Source organism: uncultured Roseobacter sp. (genome assembly GCF_947495275.1).
Classification (GTDB): domain Bacteria; phylum Pseudomonadota; class Alphaproteobacteria; order Rhodobacterales; family Rhodobacteraceae; genus Roseobacter.
Map to the genome: position 1 here is coordinate 116875 of NZ_CANLYL010000009.1, position 14617 is coordinate 131491.

The 14617-nt window shown below is 55.5% G+C and carries 14 protein-coding genes; 8 read left to right on the forward strand and 6 right to left on the reverse strand.

Annotated elements, in window-relative coordinates; all coding sequences use genetic code 11:
* Positions 1–8: 8 nt before the first annotated feature.
* Entirely contained in the window at positions 9–1673 is a 1665-nt protein-coding gene (locus Q0802_RS16720) for an ABC transporter substrate-binding protein (RefSeq protein WP_298920384.1), read from the reverse strand.
* Positions 1674–2308: 635 nt separating this feature from the next.
* Here Q0802_RS16720 and Q0802_RS16725 point away from each other — a divergent pair.
* Positions 2309–2725, forward strand: coding sequence for a RidA family protein (locus Q0802_RS16725; RefSeq protein WP_298920386.1), 417 nt, complete (start codon positions 2309–2311; stop codon positions 2723–2725).
* 52 nt (positions 2726–2777) lie between these two features.
* On the opposite strand, the gene fahA is transcribed toward Q0802_RS16725, so the two are convergent.
* Entirely contained in the window at positions 2778–4031 is a 1254-nt protein-coding gene (gene fahA / locus Q0802_RS16730; protein WP_298920388.1) for a fumarylacetoacetase, read from the reverse strand.
* Between the two features lie 306 nt (positions 4032–4337).
* Between fahA and Q0802_RS16735 the strand changes: the two genes are divergently transcribed.
* Positions 4338–4799, forward strand: coding sequence for a MarR family transcriptional regulator (locus Q0802_RS16735; RefSeq protein WP_298920390.1), 462 nt, complete (start codon positions 4338–4340; stop codon positions 4797–4799).
* Positions 4800–4823: 24 nt separating this feature from the next.
* On the opposite strand, the gene Q0802_RS16740 is transcribed toward Q0802_RS16735, so the two are convergent.
* Both Q0802_RS16740 and Q0802_RS16745 read right to left on the reverse strand, forming a co-directional pair.
* A complete protein-coding gene (locus Q0802_RS16740) occupies positions 4824–5693 on the reverse strand; it encodes a spondin domain-containing protein (RefSeq protein ID WP_298920392.1) in 870 nt (289 codons plus the stop codon).
* A 148-nt stretch (positions 5694–5841) separates the two neighbouring features.
* The gene (locus Q0802_RS16745) at positions 5842–6651 is read right to left on the reverse strand and encodes a division plane positioning ATPase MipZ (protein WP_298920393.1); all 810 of its coding nucleotides are present in this window, start codon (positions 6649–6651) and stop codon (positions 5842–5844) included.
* A gap of 509 nt (positions 6652–7160) precedes the next feature.
* Between Q0802_RS16745 and Q0802_RS16750 the strand changes: the two genes are divergently transcribed.
* The 5 genes from Q0802_RS16750 (at position 7161) to Q0802_RS16770 (ending at position 12791) form a co-directional block, all read left to right on the forward strand.
* Positions 7161–8081 (forward strand): sugar ABC transporter substrate-binding protein, encoded by a 921-nt coding sequence (locus tag Q0802_RS16750; protein ID WP_298920395.1) that lies wholly within the window; start codon positions 7161–7163, stop codon positions 8079–8081.
* Positions 8082–8153: 72 nt separating this feature from the next.
* The gene (locus Q0802_RS16755) at positions 8154–9695 is read left to right on the forward strand and encodes a sugar ABC transporter ATP-binding protein (RefSeq protein ID WP_298920397.1); all 1542 of its coding nucleotides are present in this window, start codon (positions 8154–8156) and stop codon (positions 9693–9695) included.
* Positions 9692–10690 (forward strand): ABC transporter permease, encoded by a 999-nt coding sequence (locus Q0802_RS16760; RefSeq protein WP_298920399.1) that lies wholly within the window; start codon positions 9692–9694, stop codon positions 10688–10690. The genes Q0802_RS16755 and Q0802_RS16760 overlap by 4 nt, the downstream gene beginning before the upstream one ends.
* A gap of 112 nt (positions 10691–10802) precedes the next feature.
* On the forward strand, positions 10803–11747 hold the full coding sequence (gene rbsK / locus Q0802_RS16765; RefSeq protein WP_298920401.1) for a ribokinase: 945 nt from the start codon (positions 10803–10805) through the stop codon (positions 11745–11747).
* 51 nt (positions 11748–11798) lie between these two features.
* Entirely contained in the window at positions 11799–12791 is a 993-nt protein-coding gene (locus tag Q0802_RS16770) for a LacI family DNA-binding transcriptional regulator (RefSeq protein WP_298920403.1), read from the forward strand.
* Between the two features lie 98 nt (positions 12792–12889).
* Here Q0802_RS16770 and rpmE read toward each other — a convergent pair whose 3' ends face one another.
* Together rpmE and rplS are read right to left on the reverse strand one after the other, a co-directional pair.
* On the reverse strand, positions 12890–13111 hold the full coding sequence (gene rpmE, locus Q0802_RS16775) for a 50S ribosomal protein L31 (protein ID WP_219504657.1): 222 nt from the start codon (positions 13109–13111) through the stop codon (positions 12890–12892).
* An 11-nt stretch (positions 13112–13122) separates the two neighbouring features.
* Entirely contained in the window at positions 13123–13506 is a 384-nt protein-coding gene (gene rplS, locus Q0802_RS16780; RefSeq protein WP_219504655.1) for a 50S ribosomal protein L19, read from the reverse strand.
* Positions 13507–13883: 377 nt separating this feature from the next.
* Here rplS and Q0802_RS16785 point away from each other — a divergent pair, with 377 nt between their 5' ends.
* A complete protein-coding gene (locus Q0802_RS16785) occupies positions 13884–14525 on the forward strand; it encodes a VPLPA-CTERM sorting domain-containing protein (RefSeq protein ID WP_298920409.1) in 642 nt (213 codons plus the stop codon).
* Positions 14526–14617: the final 92 nt, after the last annotated feature.

Below are 14617 nucleotides of genomic sequence, written 5' to 3' on the forward strand. Positions count from 1 at the left end.
GATCTCTATCAGGTCCAGGCCATGCGCGCCGGATGATATTCGAACGAAATGTGGTGCCCAGCACCGATGAGGCCTTCTTTGGTGAAATTGTAGAGCGAGCGCCAGTAGGGCTGGATTGTCACACCCTCGTCCTGGATCAAGGCTTCCATGTCTTTCATCAAAGCGCGGCGTTTATCGACATCGGCTGTCGCCAACGCGACGTCGAGCATCTTGTCAAATTCGGCATTGGACCAGCCGAATTCATTCCACGCCTCGCCTGAGCGATACGCCAATGCCCAAATTTGCACACCCAAAGGACGGTGGTTCCAATTCGTTGACGAGAAAGGGTATTTGACCCAGTCGTTCCAGAAAGTGGAGCCCGGCAGAATGGTGCGTTTGACCTTGATGCCCGCATCGCGCAGCTGTGCTGCAACCGCGTCGGTGGTGTCTTTGCGCCACGCATCGTCGATTGAAAACAGCTCATGCTCATAGTCGCCCATTCCGGCCTCGTCCATCAGCGCTTTTGCCGCTGCGGGGTCGACCTTCCGGGGAGGAAGCTCAGCGTAATCTGGATGCATCGGGCCCACGTGGTGGTTTTCGGCAACAATGCCGCGTCCGCCATATCCCAATTCCAACAGAACGGCGTTGTCGACTGCCATCGACAGGGCCTGGCGCACCCGCTTGTCTTCATAGGGCTTTACGCCGTCGATCTCTGCCAACTGATTGGGGCGGATCACGATGGTGGCGGCTGTTGCAATCGAGTTCTCGACCCAGCCATCAAGTGTCGCGAAGATATCAATGAAGTCGCCCTCGATTGAATAGAGCGCATCAATTTCTTCGGCCTCAGCTGCCGCCACAAACGCTGACGGGTCGGTGCCGTAGTCGATATATTCGAGACGATCAATGTAGGGACCGCCAAAGACATCAGTACCCCACCAGGCGTGATCGGGGTTCTTGACCAGAACACCTTTGACGCCGACTTCCAGCGATTCCGGTAAATAGGGGCCGGTGCCAACGGGATTTTCCAACATGGTTTCTGCGTTAAACCCTGCCGGTGTGATCGCAGCCGGATAGTCAGCCATGCCAGGGATCAGCGAGATATCCGGACGTGGCAGGGCCAGTTTCACTGTGTGGCGGTCCACAATTGTGATCGCGCCATCAATTGCCTGACCTGAGCCCTCGTCGATGAGTACACCAAAACGGCCAGCCATCGAATTGCCTTCCAGACCTTTGTCGCACCATCCGGCGATGTTGCGTGCAACGTCGTCTGCGGTGAAGTCGTCGCCATTGTTCCATTTGACGCCTTTACGGACGTTCAATGTATATTCAGTGGCATCGTCGTTGATTTCCCAGCTTTCCAGAAGCGCAGGAGAGAAAGTCCCGTCGTTCTCATAGATCACCAGATACTCGAGCCAGCCGCGGCTGAAGTTGGCAATCTGGGACCAATCGTAGGTGCGCGGATCTTTCAGCGCGCGAACTTCCTGCTGCATGCGGACAACGCCGCCTTCCTTGTGGCCATCAGCATGCGCGGGCGCAGCCATACCGATCATGGAATATGCGGTCGCTGCAGTCGCGCCAAAGGCGCTGGCCATCGCCAGGAACTCGCGACGATTGACCGGATCAGATCCGACCTTCCCGGCTGAGTCCACGACGGACTGCGGCAGGGGTCTGCCGGTACGTGTGAAAAATGTCATCTTCTTCCTCTCTGTTGGCGCGCTGTGTGCTGGCGCGCTACGCCGGTAATCTGTGCCGGCATCGGTGATGCAGTTGATCTGCTTTCTTGACGCCCTCTCGGGGACGGCGGGAGTGTCAAAATTTTATGTCGGGTCGTCAACCCCACGCACATCACCGTTGCCTCCGTTCTGGAGAAGCAGCGGGATACAGTGATCCGATTTCGAAGCCTGTCGAGGTGCCCCAGTGGGAAATCGGACCAAATTCTGGTGGACTATCTTCGCGGGTCTGGCGTGGCCTTGCGACGATTTTTCCAATAAGCGGCGCGATTTGAATAGTCTGTGTCGCTCCTGCACCTTGATCGAGAGGCGGAAACCGTGAAAGCGACACGCCATTGGTTTCCGCGCCTTCATGCTGAAGCACTCTACTCATAAGCGGCCAAAGCGCTTTAAAATTTTTTTCATGCATCAGAAAAATTTTGGTTTGGTTCGCGTGCCACGCGTGGAAAACGGCGGTTTATCGTCAGTGGATTGTGAACGAATCTCTCGAAATTGAGACCTTACGCCTCAACATTCGGCCTGATGAAATACTTAAACTTCGACCTCCGCTTGCGCTTGTGTCTGTGGTTGTGCTGAATTCGGCTGGCGGCGCTTGATTTATGTCCGCGACGGACTTGGAGGATCTTGTGAAATCGCTGCAACCAAGTCAGATAGCACCCCCCTTTGCGCGGTATTCCCATGGCGTGGAAATTCCCATTGGTATGCGTATCGTGCGGACCGCCGGGCAGTTGGGAATGGCGCAAGATGGCAGTGTGCCTGATACCGCTGAGGCTCAGGCAAACATCTGCTTTGCCAATATTCAGGCGATATTGGCTGAGGCTCAGATGTCGGCAAAGGATGTTTGCCATGTCAGCGCTTACGTGACCGATCGCATTCATTTTGCCGGCTACATGAAAGCGCGTGACGCCTTTGTTCAGGGTGCCAGGGTCTTGCCGTCTTCCACTTTGCTGATCGTATCGGGGTTTACCCGGCCAGAATATTTAGTGGAAGTGGAGGTCTGGGCCGCCGCAAGGTGATCCACCCCGCGAGCCCGCCTATCCTCACCAGATCACGATCCTTACAAAGGGCCTAGGGGGTTTCAGTCGCGGGCAGAATTTTCCCGATGCAACGGCCAAAACCCACACGGTATCCATCACCCTGCGCATGACCGGAAAGCGTTAGAGTGTCGCCATCCTCGATAAAGCTGCGCGATTGCCCGTCCTGTAACGTCAGAGGTTCCTTACCGCCCCAAGACAATTCCAGCATGGAGCCGCGCTGACCTTTTTCAGGGCCGGAAATCGTACCCGATCCAAGCAGATCGCCAGCATTCATCGCACAACCCGACGAGGCGTGATGAGCAAGCTGCTGGGCTGCGGAGTAATACATCTCGTTATAATTGGTGCGCGCGATGACTTCTTCAGTGCCGTTCTCGGGTTCTATAAGAACTGAAAGATCAATGTCGAAGAGCATGGGAGAGGGCTCTTGCAGATAGGGAAGAAGCTCTTTTTCGCGTGTCGGCGTTGATGTGCGGAAGGGGGCGAGCGCGGCTGCGGTGACGATCCACGGGCTGATGGATGTCGCGAAAGCTTTTGCCTGAAATGGCCCAAGCGGCTGATATTCCCATGCCTGAATGTCACGGGCTGACCAATCGTTCAGCAATACATAACCAAAAATCATCTTGTCGGCTTCTGCGACCGTGACGCGCTGACCCATTTCCGTTGAAGCGCCGACGATTGCGCCCATCTCCAACTCGATATCCAGCCGTTTGCAGGGACCAAACACCGGCATATCGGCGTCCGGTGCCTTTGTTTGCCCCATTGGGCGGCGGATGTCGGTGCCGCTGACCACAACCGTGCTTGCGCGGCCATTGTAACCAATTGGAATATGAAGCCAGTTGGGAGGTAGCGCGTTCTCCGCCCCCCGGAACATCGTGCCTACGTTGGTCGCATGGTGCCGACCCGCGTAGAAGTCAGTGTATTCCGAAACAACCAGCGGCATGTGCAGCTGAACATCCACCAGCGGAACAAGGTGCGGGGATACCAATGCCTGTTCGCTGGCACCTTCCACCAGCAAGGCGGTGAGGCGTTCGCGCAAAGCCTGCCATGCGTCGGGGCCCAATTCCATCACATCGTTCCAGAATGGAAGGTCAAACACGGGCTCGTCGCTGAGTGTCATCAGTTCTGCCGCTTCAAGCGATGCCAGATCGAGAACCTGATCGCCGATCGCCACACCGCAACGCGCGTCCCGATCATCGGTCGAAAATACGCCGTATGGCAGATTGTTCAGCGGAAAGTCACATTTCGGATCGTTGGCACTGGCAATCCAGCTTTTCGTCAGGGGCATTTAGTCGTCCTTGGGGTTTTGGTTGCGCTTTTTTCGGGCCTGTAGCCAGCGAAAAAGAAAGAACAGGGCCACGAAGGCCCCGATCCAGAACAGAAGGTCAATGAGAGCGGTATTCATCGGCAAAAACTACTTTCCTGATTGGTCTGAGAGATGCGGAGGGGTATGTCTGAACTTTAACAAATTGCCTCGTACAAATTCATCATATGTCGAGATCATTTGCACGCAAATGCACCAATCTGCCTCCTTGCCAAAGAATGGGGCTTTTGTATTAGTTGTTTTTGTAACTAACAAGGCCGGTTTCTTCCGATGTCGCATTCCGAGGACTTTAATTTGCAGGCGTTTTTGCCCTATCTGCTGAACCAGGCGGCCGAACAGAGCAGTCTGGAATTTCATCAGATCTACAAAGACAGATACGGGATGCTGCGCACTGAATGGCGGGTTCTTTTTCACCTGGGCCTTTTCGGTTGCATGACAGCAGGCGAGATCGTTGACGCGGCCAAGATTCACAAGACCAAAATAAGCCGTGCCGTGCATCGATTGGCAGAGAGACGGTTCCTGACCCGTACGCGTCGTGAAGACGATCGCCGCGTAGAGCTTTTGAAACTGACGCCAAGAGGGGTGGCGGTTTATGAGGATTTGCGCGGCATTGCACGCGCCTATGATGACGCGCTCAGCAGCCAATTTGATGAAGAGGAACTGGAAATTCTGCGCCGGGCGTTGAGGGTGCTTGCGCAGATGCCAAAGGCAGAAAATGTGAAAGGCCAATGATCTGGCCCTTCACAGATGATGAAATTAGGCGGCTTTGCGACGACTACGCCAGCCGATCAATCCCAAAGCACCTAGCAAGAGCGGCGCGCTGGCGGGCAGCGGTACTGGAGCGAGCTCTGAAATCTCGATGGTCAAGAGGTTGAACGCCCCCGGATTGGATGTGAAGTCGATCAATGAGGGGTTCAGCGTATCACCGGTTGCAAGTAAAACATCGGGTCCAAAAAGCTCACTCGACAAAGGAATTCCTTGCTGAATTGTGCCTTCGCCCGCTGGGCTGGCGGTGATGTCTGCGCCTTGAATGAAGGCTGCGCCGGTCAATCCGTTGGCTTCTGTTCCGGCATCATAGATTTGCGCGCCGGTCACGTTGATCGTGCGATTGCCGGTGAAGTTTCCAGCATCGTCAAATAGCTGATACGCAAGCGGATTATCATTGCCGATGAAATGATCATTGGACGGCAACAACATCGACAAGAAAGTAAAATACACTGCCGAGTTTGCATCCACATGCAGCGTTGTGCTTCCGGTCTCGCCAGGCTGGATTGGGGGTGGGTTGGAAGTCATCGGGGCACCCGCAGCAATCACCGTGCCTTGCGAATTTGGCAATTGCGCCTCGCGCTCGACCGCGATGCCAAAGGGTGTGTTATCGGGTAAGACGCCGCGGGGCATACCGGTTTCGGCAATAAGTTCCAGCCCTGCCGATGCAGTGCCGCCGAGATCAAAGGCGTCAAAGCTCCCGTCATGAAAAGCCGTGTAAAGGGGGGTGATCGCTAGTCCGCCGCTGGCCTGATTGTTGGTCACGGTGATCTGGATCGTGGTCGCTTGCGCCGAGAATGCGAATGACGCACCAACGGCGGATACGGCCAGAGCCAAAAGGTTTCTGGTTACAAATTTCATTTTTCACTCCTGTCAGAAAAGCCAATCCAAGCGGAAAGGCTGGCGCACCTTAGGGGCAGTTCCAGATCAACAAACACTCACACCTGCGTGACATCCGCGCGTCTCTCTGCGTTGTGAAGAAAACTGAAATTTCCGTGAGGGAGGCGGATCAGAAATCGACGGTAACGCCGGGCAGTTCCAACGCCTTCATCAGATCGCGAAGTTCCTGACGTGCCGCCACGTTTGATATGTTGAGTTGCTTGACGCCAATGTCTTTCAGATCAAGTAACGTAAGGCCCCGCGGGAACAATTCGCGAAAGACAACGCGTTCCGAAAAGCCGGGCGCAATGCGGAACCCGATGCGCTTGCTCAGGTTTCTTACGGCACGCTCCATCTTTTCCTTGTTGACCATGCGTTGAGCGCCCATTCGGTTGCGCACAACAATCCAGTCAATCGGGGTCAGGCCGGCTTGCGCGCGTAGCTGTCGCGCATTCCAGACCATTTCAGAATAGACGGATGGCCCCAGGATTTCGTCGCCCGAAGAATCAGTGCGCGCAAGCAGGTCAAAATCCACGAAGCTGTCATTTAGCGGCGTGATGAGCGTATCAGCCAGAGAATGCGCAACCTGGCTCAGCCGTGTGTGAGATCCCGGGCAGTCGATCAGGATAAAATCATTGTCAGGTTCCAGCGAAGCGACAGCCGCAGAAAGGCGATGATCGTAGATATTTTCACCGGGTTTCAGGGCGTCCGCCGAAATGTCGGGCAATTCATGGGTGTTGGGGCTGGCCAGTTTCAGCCCGGCCTTTGCAAGAAACGATTTTCTGTTTTCGGTATAACGTCCAAATGTGCGTTGACGTAAATCCAGATCGAGTGCGCTGACTTTGTGACCCATGCGCGCCAGTGCTGTGGCGACATGCATCGACACAGTCGATTTCCCCGCGCCGCCCTTTTCGTTTCCGACGACGATGATATGCGCCATGTGCCCGATCCTTTGTTCCAGCCACTTGGTGCGGCTTTCTATTGCGCGGCACTATATGTGGGGTTCATTGATTTGGGAAGCGGTGAAGGGCGTATGGCGCTGCTAAATCTGGCAGGCCTGTTGCGTCCGTAGCCGCTGCAAATTTAGGTGCCGTTTTGAGCGATCGGGCATGATGGACGCAGGTTTTTTTGGCAAAGGTTGCGCTGGGTGGAAATCGCAGAGGTCGCTTGAAGATTGGTGTGACCGCCGGTGGCGGACCGGAGTTCATTTCAGAGACCTTGCGATGTGCGGCTTGGCCGCTTCTTAACTGATCAGTGTGTAAAAAATAGTATATATATCAGTATTTTAATCGCCATTTCGATCATTTTCTCATGGGAGATACAACCATAAGGATAAAAAATGAAACGTTTCATATTGACTCGAATCAAGATTGCTGGCTTCTTGATGGCAGGTCAAAAGCCTGCGCCACGCGGCGTCGGTGTGACCCTCAAACGCTTAGGGAGGCTCTTATGAAGCTCATTAAATTCGCTGCTGCGGCAACGACCGGAATCCTGTTGTCTGCTGGTATCGCGGCGGCCGAGGACAAACCCGTTGTTGGTCTGATCATGAAGTCGCTCGCCAACGAGTTCTTTCAGAATATGCTCGAAGGCGCAGAAGCCCACGCGGCAGAGCGTGGCGACTATGAATTGCGCGCAGTCGGGATGCAAAACGAGACTGATTTTGAATCCCAGATAAACGCTGTTGAAAACTTCATCACTCAGGGCGTTGATGCAATCGTTGTTGCACCGGCAGATTCCAAGGCCATGGTGCGCCCGTTGAAGCGGGCGATGGAGGCAGGCATTGTTGTTGTCAATTTTGATGTCGCTCTGGATGAGGACGCCAAGAAACAGCAGGGCATCGATCTGGCATTTGTGGGTCCGGACAATCGCGGCGGCGCTAAACTTGCTGGCGATGCTCTGGCGCAGAAACTGGGTGCCGGTGGCAAGGTTGTCATTATCGAGGGCAATCCGGGTGCCGATAATGCGAACCAGCGGCGCTTGGGTTTTGAGGATTCAGTGACGGAACACAAGCTGGAATTGCTCGATAGCCGGACTGCGCATTGGGAAACAGAGGAAGCCAATCAGGTGTTTTCGGCAATGTTGACCGCCAATCCCGACATTCAGGGTGTCATGGCAGCCAATGACTCCATGGCGATCGGTGTCGTGAAGGCATTGGAAGCCGCCGGGCGGACAGATATCGAGGTCGTGGGTTTTGATGCGATCCCAGCAGTCCTGCCAATGATCGAAGACGGGCGTCTGTTGGCCTCGGTTGATCAGTTTGGCAAGGAAATGGCTGCCAACTCCATTGATCTTGCTCTGGAGGTTCTGGCGGGCGGTCCGGCTCTTGAAGGCTGGGTCAGGACCCCGATCGAATTGGTTGCGGGCGAATAATTTGCAGCAGCCGACGCCCGGTGTCTTCAGCCGGGCGTCTGTTTTTCAACCCAAAGAGATAGAGGCGAGATCATGCCAAACCTGGCGAGTTCCCCACTGCTGTCGGTAACCGATTTGCGTAAATCATTTGGAGGCATCCATGCGCTCGATGGCGTGAGTTTTGCCCTGACGTCAGGAGAGGTGCATGCCTTGGTCGGAGAAAATGGTGCAGGAAAATCGACATTGATCAAGGTCCTGTCCGGTGTTCACATGTTTGAGGCCGGCGAGATCAGAATGGATGGTGACGGTTACCGGCCCACCTCCCCCCATGCTGCAAAAGTCGCCGGAATTCAGGTCGTGCATCAGGAATTCAACCTTTTGGGTGACTTGAGCGTGGCGGAGAACATCTCCATCGAAGCTCTGCCGAAAACGAAGTTCGGCCTGCTCGACCGCAAGGAAATGAACCGCCGGGCCCGAGCGGCCCTGGATGCGATCGGCCTCAACGACGTGGATGTCACCGCGCCGGTCAGGTCGCTGGGCATCGCGCATCGTCAATTGATCGAAATTGCCCGCGCCTTGCAAAGCGACAGCTGCATTCTGATCCTGGATGAACCTACGGCCACGCTTACCGAGCGCGAGACAGCGCGTCTTTTCGAGATCGTCAGCGGTATCAAGGCGAAAGGGGTCACCGTCGTCTTTGTGTCGCATCACCTTGAGGAGGTTTTCGGTATTTGTGATCGCGTGACAGTTTTCCGAAATGGCAAAACCATAACGACCGAAAATATTGCAGATGTCACACCTCCCGACGTGGTACGTTTCATGGTCGGGCACGCGCTTGAAGAGACGGCATCTGACGCCGCTGCCCCAGCACACTCCCGCGAGGTTGCGCTTGCAGTTGAAGGTTTGCAAACGACGGCCAACCCCTCTTCCGACGGGATCAGTTTTGAGCTGCGAAAAGGAGAAATTCTGGGCATAGCCGGGCTGGTTGGCGCTGGTCGCACCGAGGTCCTGAGAGCCATATTTGGCGCCGACCCGATGTTGTCTGGCCGGGTTCTGAAAGACGGCGCGCCTTTGACCATTCGTCAACCAAGGGACGCAATTGCTGCCGGCATCGGTTTCGTTACCGAGGATCGCAAGGACGAGGGCCTGATCCTCGAAATGCCGATTGCGGCAAACAGTTCTTTGGTCGATATCGGAACGGTTTCGCGCTGGGGTTTGGTGAATTTCGCCGCAGAACGCGCCATGGCCACGCAAGGTGGGGCGCGTTTGAAGCTCAAATACGGAAAACTGTCTGACCCGGTATCCAGCCTGTCCGGCGGCAATCAACAAAAAGTGGTTCTGGCCAAATGGCTTGCGGGAAATCCAAGTATTCTGCTGCTGGACGAGCCGACGCGCGGCGTCGATGTCGGCGCAAAGGCTGAAATCTACAGCATCCTGCGCGGACTGGCAGCGCAGGGGATATCCATGATTGTCGTCTCGTCAGAACTGCCGGAACTCACTGCCTTGACCGATCGCATTCTGGTGATGGCCGGGCATCAAATTCAAGGCGTGCTCGACCGGTCCGAATACTCACAAGAACGGATTCTTCAGCTCGCATATGGGCAGGAGACCAATTCAGAAAGGAAAACGGCATGAGCATCGCTGAGGAAGTTTCATTCACACCGAGGAGAAAACCCGTGTCGATCCGTTCCATTGTCAACAACGCAGGCATCGGATTGGCCTTGCTTGTGATGATCGCATTCTTTTCGGTCGCCAGTGAGCATTTTCTGTCTGCCAACAACATCACCAACATTCTGACCCAGATTACGATCAACCTGATCCTGGCGGTGGGGATGACATTCGTGATCCTTATCGGTGGCATTGACCTGTCCGTCGGGTCGGTTATGGCTTTCGCCGCCGTTGTTGCTGGCAAAGCCATCACACTGCCCGGCCTGGGTCCCACTGAGCTGATTATCCTCGCGGTTCTGGCCGGGGTGGTGGCAGGCACGATATGTGGTGTTCTGAATGGGGTCGTCAGCGCATATTGGTCGTTGCCGTCCTTTATCATCACGTTAGGCATGCTCAACATCGCCCGTGGGGCCGCGCTACAGATTTCCGGGGCGCAAACCATCTACTCCTTTCCCTTTGCCTTCGAAGAATTCGGATCTTTGCTGGTCTACGGTGTTCCGGTTGTTTTCATTGTGGCATTGGCGCTGGTTGTGATTGCCTGGTTCGTCCTCAATCGCACCGTTTTTGGTCGCCTTATCTACGGGATTGGAAACAACGAGGAGGCCGTGCGTCTCGCTGGGCACCCCGTTTTCTGGTACAAGGTCGCGGCGTTTTCGATCTGCGGTTTCACAGCTGGAATCGCCGCCATCATCTATATGGCGCGACTGAACATTGCCTCCCCGATTGCCGGTATCGGTTTTGAGCTGAACGCCATTGCCGCGGTGATTATCGGAGGGACCAGCCTGAGCGGCGGGCGTGGCTCCGTGATCGGAACGCTTCTGGGCGCTTTCATAATTGGTGTTCTTGCAAACGGGCTTATTCTGATTGGACTGAGCGATTTCATGCGGCAGATGATTACTGGTGTTGTGATCGTAGTCGCCGTTATCCTCGACCATTACCGAGCGAAGTATTCCGCGTCATGAGGCCGCCTTCGCTGATCCTCGCAACCCCTTGCGGCGGGATCACGGGTCTTGCGGAGCATCACATGCGGTCCGGCTCGGGCCTCAAGTTGAAACCAATCACCGAGGTATCTTCATGACAGACGTTGTTGTCGTTGGAAGCATTAACGTGGATATGGTCAGCTATCTGGATCGCTGGCCTGTCGTTGGAGAGACAGTTGCCGCCCAGGAGACAAAGATTTCCCTGGGGGGCAAGGGCGCCAATCAGGCGATCGCTGCGGCGCGTTTAGGGGCTTCGGTCAGGATGATCGGTGCCATCGGATCAGACGAACTGGGCCGCGACGTTGCAAACCGCCTGCGCGCGGCAGATGTCCAACTCTCGCTGCGTGAGAAAAGCGACAAGACCAGCGGCATGGCCTTCATCGACGTGGGGCCCGATGGTGGCAACATCATTCGACTATCGGAGGGCGCAAACAAGTGTCTGACCGCGGCCAACGTCCTTGATTGCGCAGCAGATGTGACGGACGCGAAGGTTCTGCTTGTTCAAAACGAAGTGCCGCTTGAGGCGTCTTTGGCGGCAGCCCGTGTGGCTCGGGCGAATGGTCTGACCGTCATCATGGATCCGGCACCGGCCCCGGTGCCTTTCTGGAACGCGGAAGTGTTGTCCGAGTTCGACATTATCACGCCGAACGCCCATGAGGCCCATCTTATTCTGGGCGCACTGCCCAAGACATTGCAGGCGGCGGAGCAGGCGGCAGCGCGCCTCAGAACCATGGGACCGCGCGGCGCAATCGTTACAATGGGGGCCAGCGGTGTCGGGTGGAGCATAGGGTCTTGCAGCGGTCATGTCGTCGCCCCTAACGTGCCTGCAATTGATACGGTTGCGGCAGGCGATTGTTTCAACGGAGCCTTTGCAACTTTCCTGTCACGGGGCGCTTGCGTGGAAGAGGCCATTTCCCTTGCTGTGGATGCAGCCGCACTCGCCACGACCCGTCGCGGCGCGGCCGATGCGATGCCATCCGGGGATGAATTACGGGAATTCAACACAGCGCATCATGCCAAGGCCTTGGAAATCGGCTGATTATGGTTTCAAACTGCGCAGCAGGGGAACGTAAATGCTAAGGTAGAACAGATGTCGACCGTCAAAGATGTCGCGCGTGAAGCGGGGGTATCCGTCGGTACCGTCTCAAAGGTTTTGTCCAACGACCAAACGGTGAAACCCGTCCTACGCGCTCGGGTAATGCAGGCGGTCACGGAACTGAACTACCGGCCGAACATGGCTGCGCGTGCGCTGCGGACAAACAAGATCAATACGATCGGGCTAGTGGTTCCGGACATCACCAACCCGTTCTTTGCCCAGTTGGCGCTTGGGATTGAAACCGAAGCGGCAAAACGCGGGCATCTGGTCATGCTGACAAATTCGCATGAAGACCCGCACACCGAGCAGCGACAGATCGCGGCACTGTTGGAGCAGTCTCCGCGCGGGCTGATTGTTGTGGCTTCGAATGATTCCAGTGCGGCTCTGGATGATGCAAAGGTTCGGGTTCTCTCTGTGGACCGACGTTTTCACGCCTGCCCATTGATCAGCACAAACCATGTGATCGGCGCGTCAAAGGTTGCCTCGCACCTGGTTAATTTGGGTCACCGTCGGCTTGCCTACCTCTCAGGTCCGCAAAACACGGAAGTAGGCCGCCAGCGGTTGCAGGGCTTCAAGACGCAATTTGAGCGGCATCAGAAACAGGATGCATCTTTGTCACTGGTAACCAGGGAGGGGCAGTTTGACTACGAAAGTGGTGAGCAGCATGCGCGTGACCTTCTGGCAGGACCGAAGCATACCCGCCCGACCGCAATCGCGGCGGCAAGCGACCAGATGGCAATTGGTGTTCTGCGTGCGGCCCGTGACATGGAGATTTCCGTGCCGGAGGAGCTTTCCGTCACTGGTTATGACGATATCACGTTGGCATCCTTGGTGGTGCCGCGCCTGACGACATTGGCCCAACCCACCATGGCACTTGCAGCGGAGGCTGTGACGCAAATTTTGCAGGATGCGGACGTTGCGCTGACGGATGCGTTGGTCGAAGGTGAGTTGATCATTCGTGGATCAACGGCTGCTGCACCGCGGTGATACACATCACTCAAGGCTGATTTTCGGCTGGCGAAATCGCAAGCAAAAAGGGCCGCTCCCAAAGGTGCGGCCCATTCCGTTTTTGCAGAGAGAGTGCTTTAGAAGCCCAGCCCTGCATATTTGTTTTTGAACTTCGAGACGCGACCGCCTGTGTCCATCAGACGGGACGAACCGCCAGTCCATGCAGGGTGCACAGAAGGGTCGATGTCGAGCGACAGCTGGTCGCCTTCCTTACCCCATGTGGATTTCATCTGCACGATGGTTCCATCGGTCATCTTGACGTCGATGATGTGATATTCGGGATGTGTATCGGCTTTCATCGATCAGGTCCTTATGCGCTCGCGCCCGATTTGGGCTTGTAATGAGTGTTCTCGGCGATCCGTGCGGATTTACCGCGACGGCTGCGCAGATAGTAGAGTTTCGCGCGGCGCACACGGCCACGACGGACAACTGTGATGCTGTCGATGTTTGTCGAATGCAGCGGGAACACACGCTCCACACCTTCGCCAAAGGAAATCTTGCGAACGGTGAAGGAGCCGGCGATACCCTTGCCGTTGTTGCGCGCAATGCACACACCTTCGTAGTTCTGCACACGGGTGCGTGTGCCTTCGGTCACTTTAAAGCCTACGCGGACGGTGTCGCCTGCGCGGAAGTCGGGAATGTCTTTCCCCAGAGCGGCGATTTGTTCCGCTTCGATTTCTGCAATCAGATCCATCTGATCGTCTCCTATGATGCCCGTGGTTTTTTCCACGAAGTATTGCGCGTTTCAGAGCTCCGGGTTCTATCGGGTCGGCCGTAGCGCCCGCCGGGAGAGTACAAACATCATTCCTTGTTTCAGCGCCTTGCAAAGCAAAACGACCCGGAGCCGCGACAGCGATTCCGAACAGTCGGGGTTTAGGGGCAAATTCCATGCAGTTCAAGCCTTCTGACACGCCAAAGGGCCAGTTATTCGCCTCATTTTGCCGATTCACGTTGCCGACATCAGCTATTATCTGATAATCTGCACGCATTCGGCAATTCGAAATCGACCATTAAAAATAGAATTCGAGAACGGATTGCTTCGAAGGGTACGAAACATAACAAGTCAGGGGTATGATTTACATGAACAAATTAGTGAAGTCTTTGGCGGCTTTTGCCGTCGCTAATGGGCTGTTGGCTGGTGCTGCGAGCGCGGCCTCGGTCATATTCGAGGATGATTTCAACCGGGCCAACAACACTAGCGTTGGCAATGGTTGGACCGAGTTGGAAGATGACAACAACGATGTACGGATAATAAGCAATCAGCTAAGGCTGCGCGATTTTCTACCAGGAAATCCTGATGCCGCAGCTGCCAGTGCGGTGATTGACGCTACCGGATACACCAATATCACAGTGTCGTTTGACTGGCGTTCTCTTGACCCGAATGAGAGCAGTGATGACCTCTTTCTGGTTTGGGCGCTTGATCCCAGACCCGCACTGACAAATGAAGGCGCCTGGACGGAAGTATTTCAGGGCGGGAGCGGCGGCACCAATACATTCTCTGAATCGGTGTCCATCAGCCCGGGTGCTGATAACAGCATGTTCAACCTGATGTTCTGGTCGGACGTGGGTACCGGCAGTGAAGGGTTCTTGATTGATAATCTGGTCGTTACCGGCGATCTCATCTCTCCGGTTCCAGTCCCGGCATCCTTGCCTCTGCTGGCAGCGGCGTTTGCAGGTTTCGGCGTGATGCGGCGTCGTAAAAACAAGAGCTGAAAATTGAGAGAACTCAAAGCGAAGGGGCGGTCTTTTGGACCGCCCTTTTTTTGTTCGATTGGTATTTGGGCTGGATATGGCCCGGGAAGGGG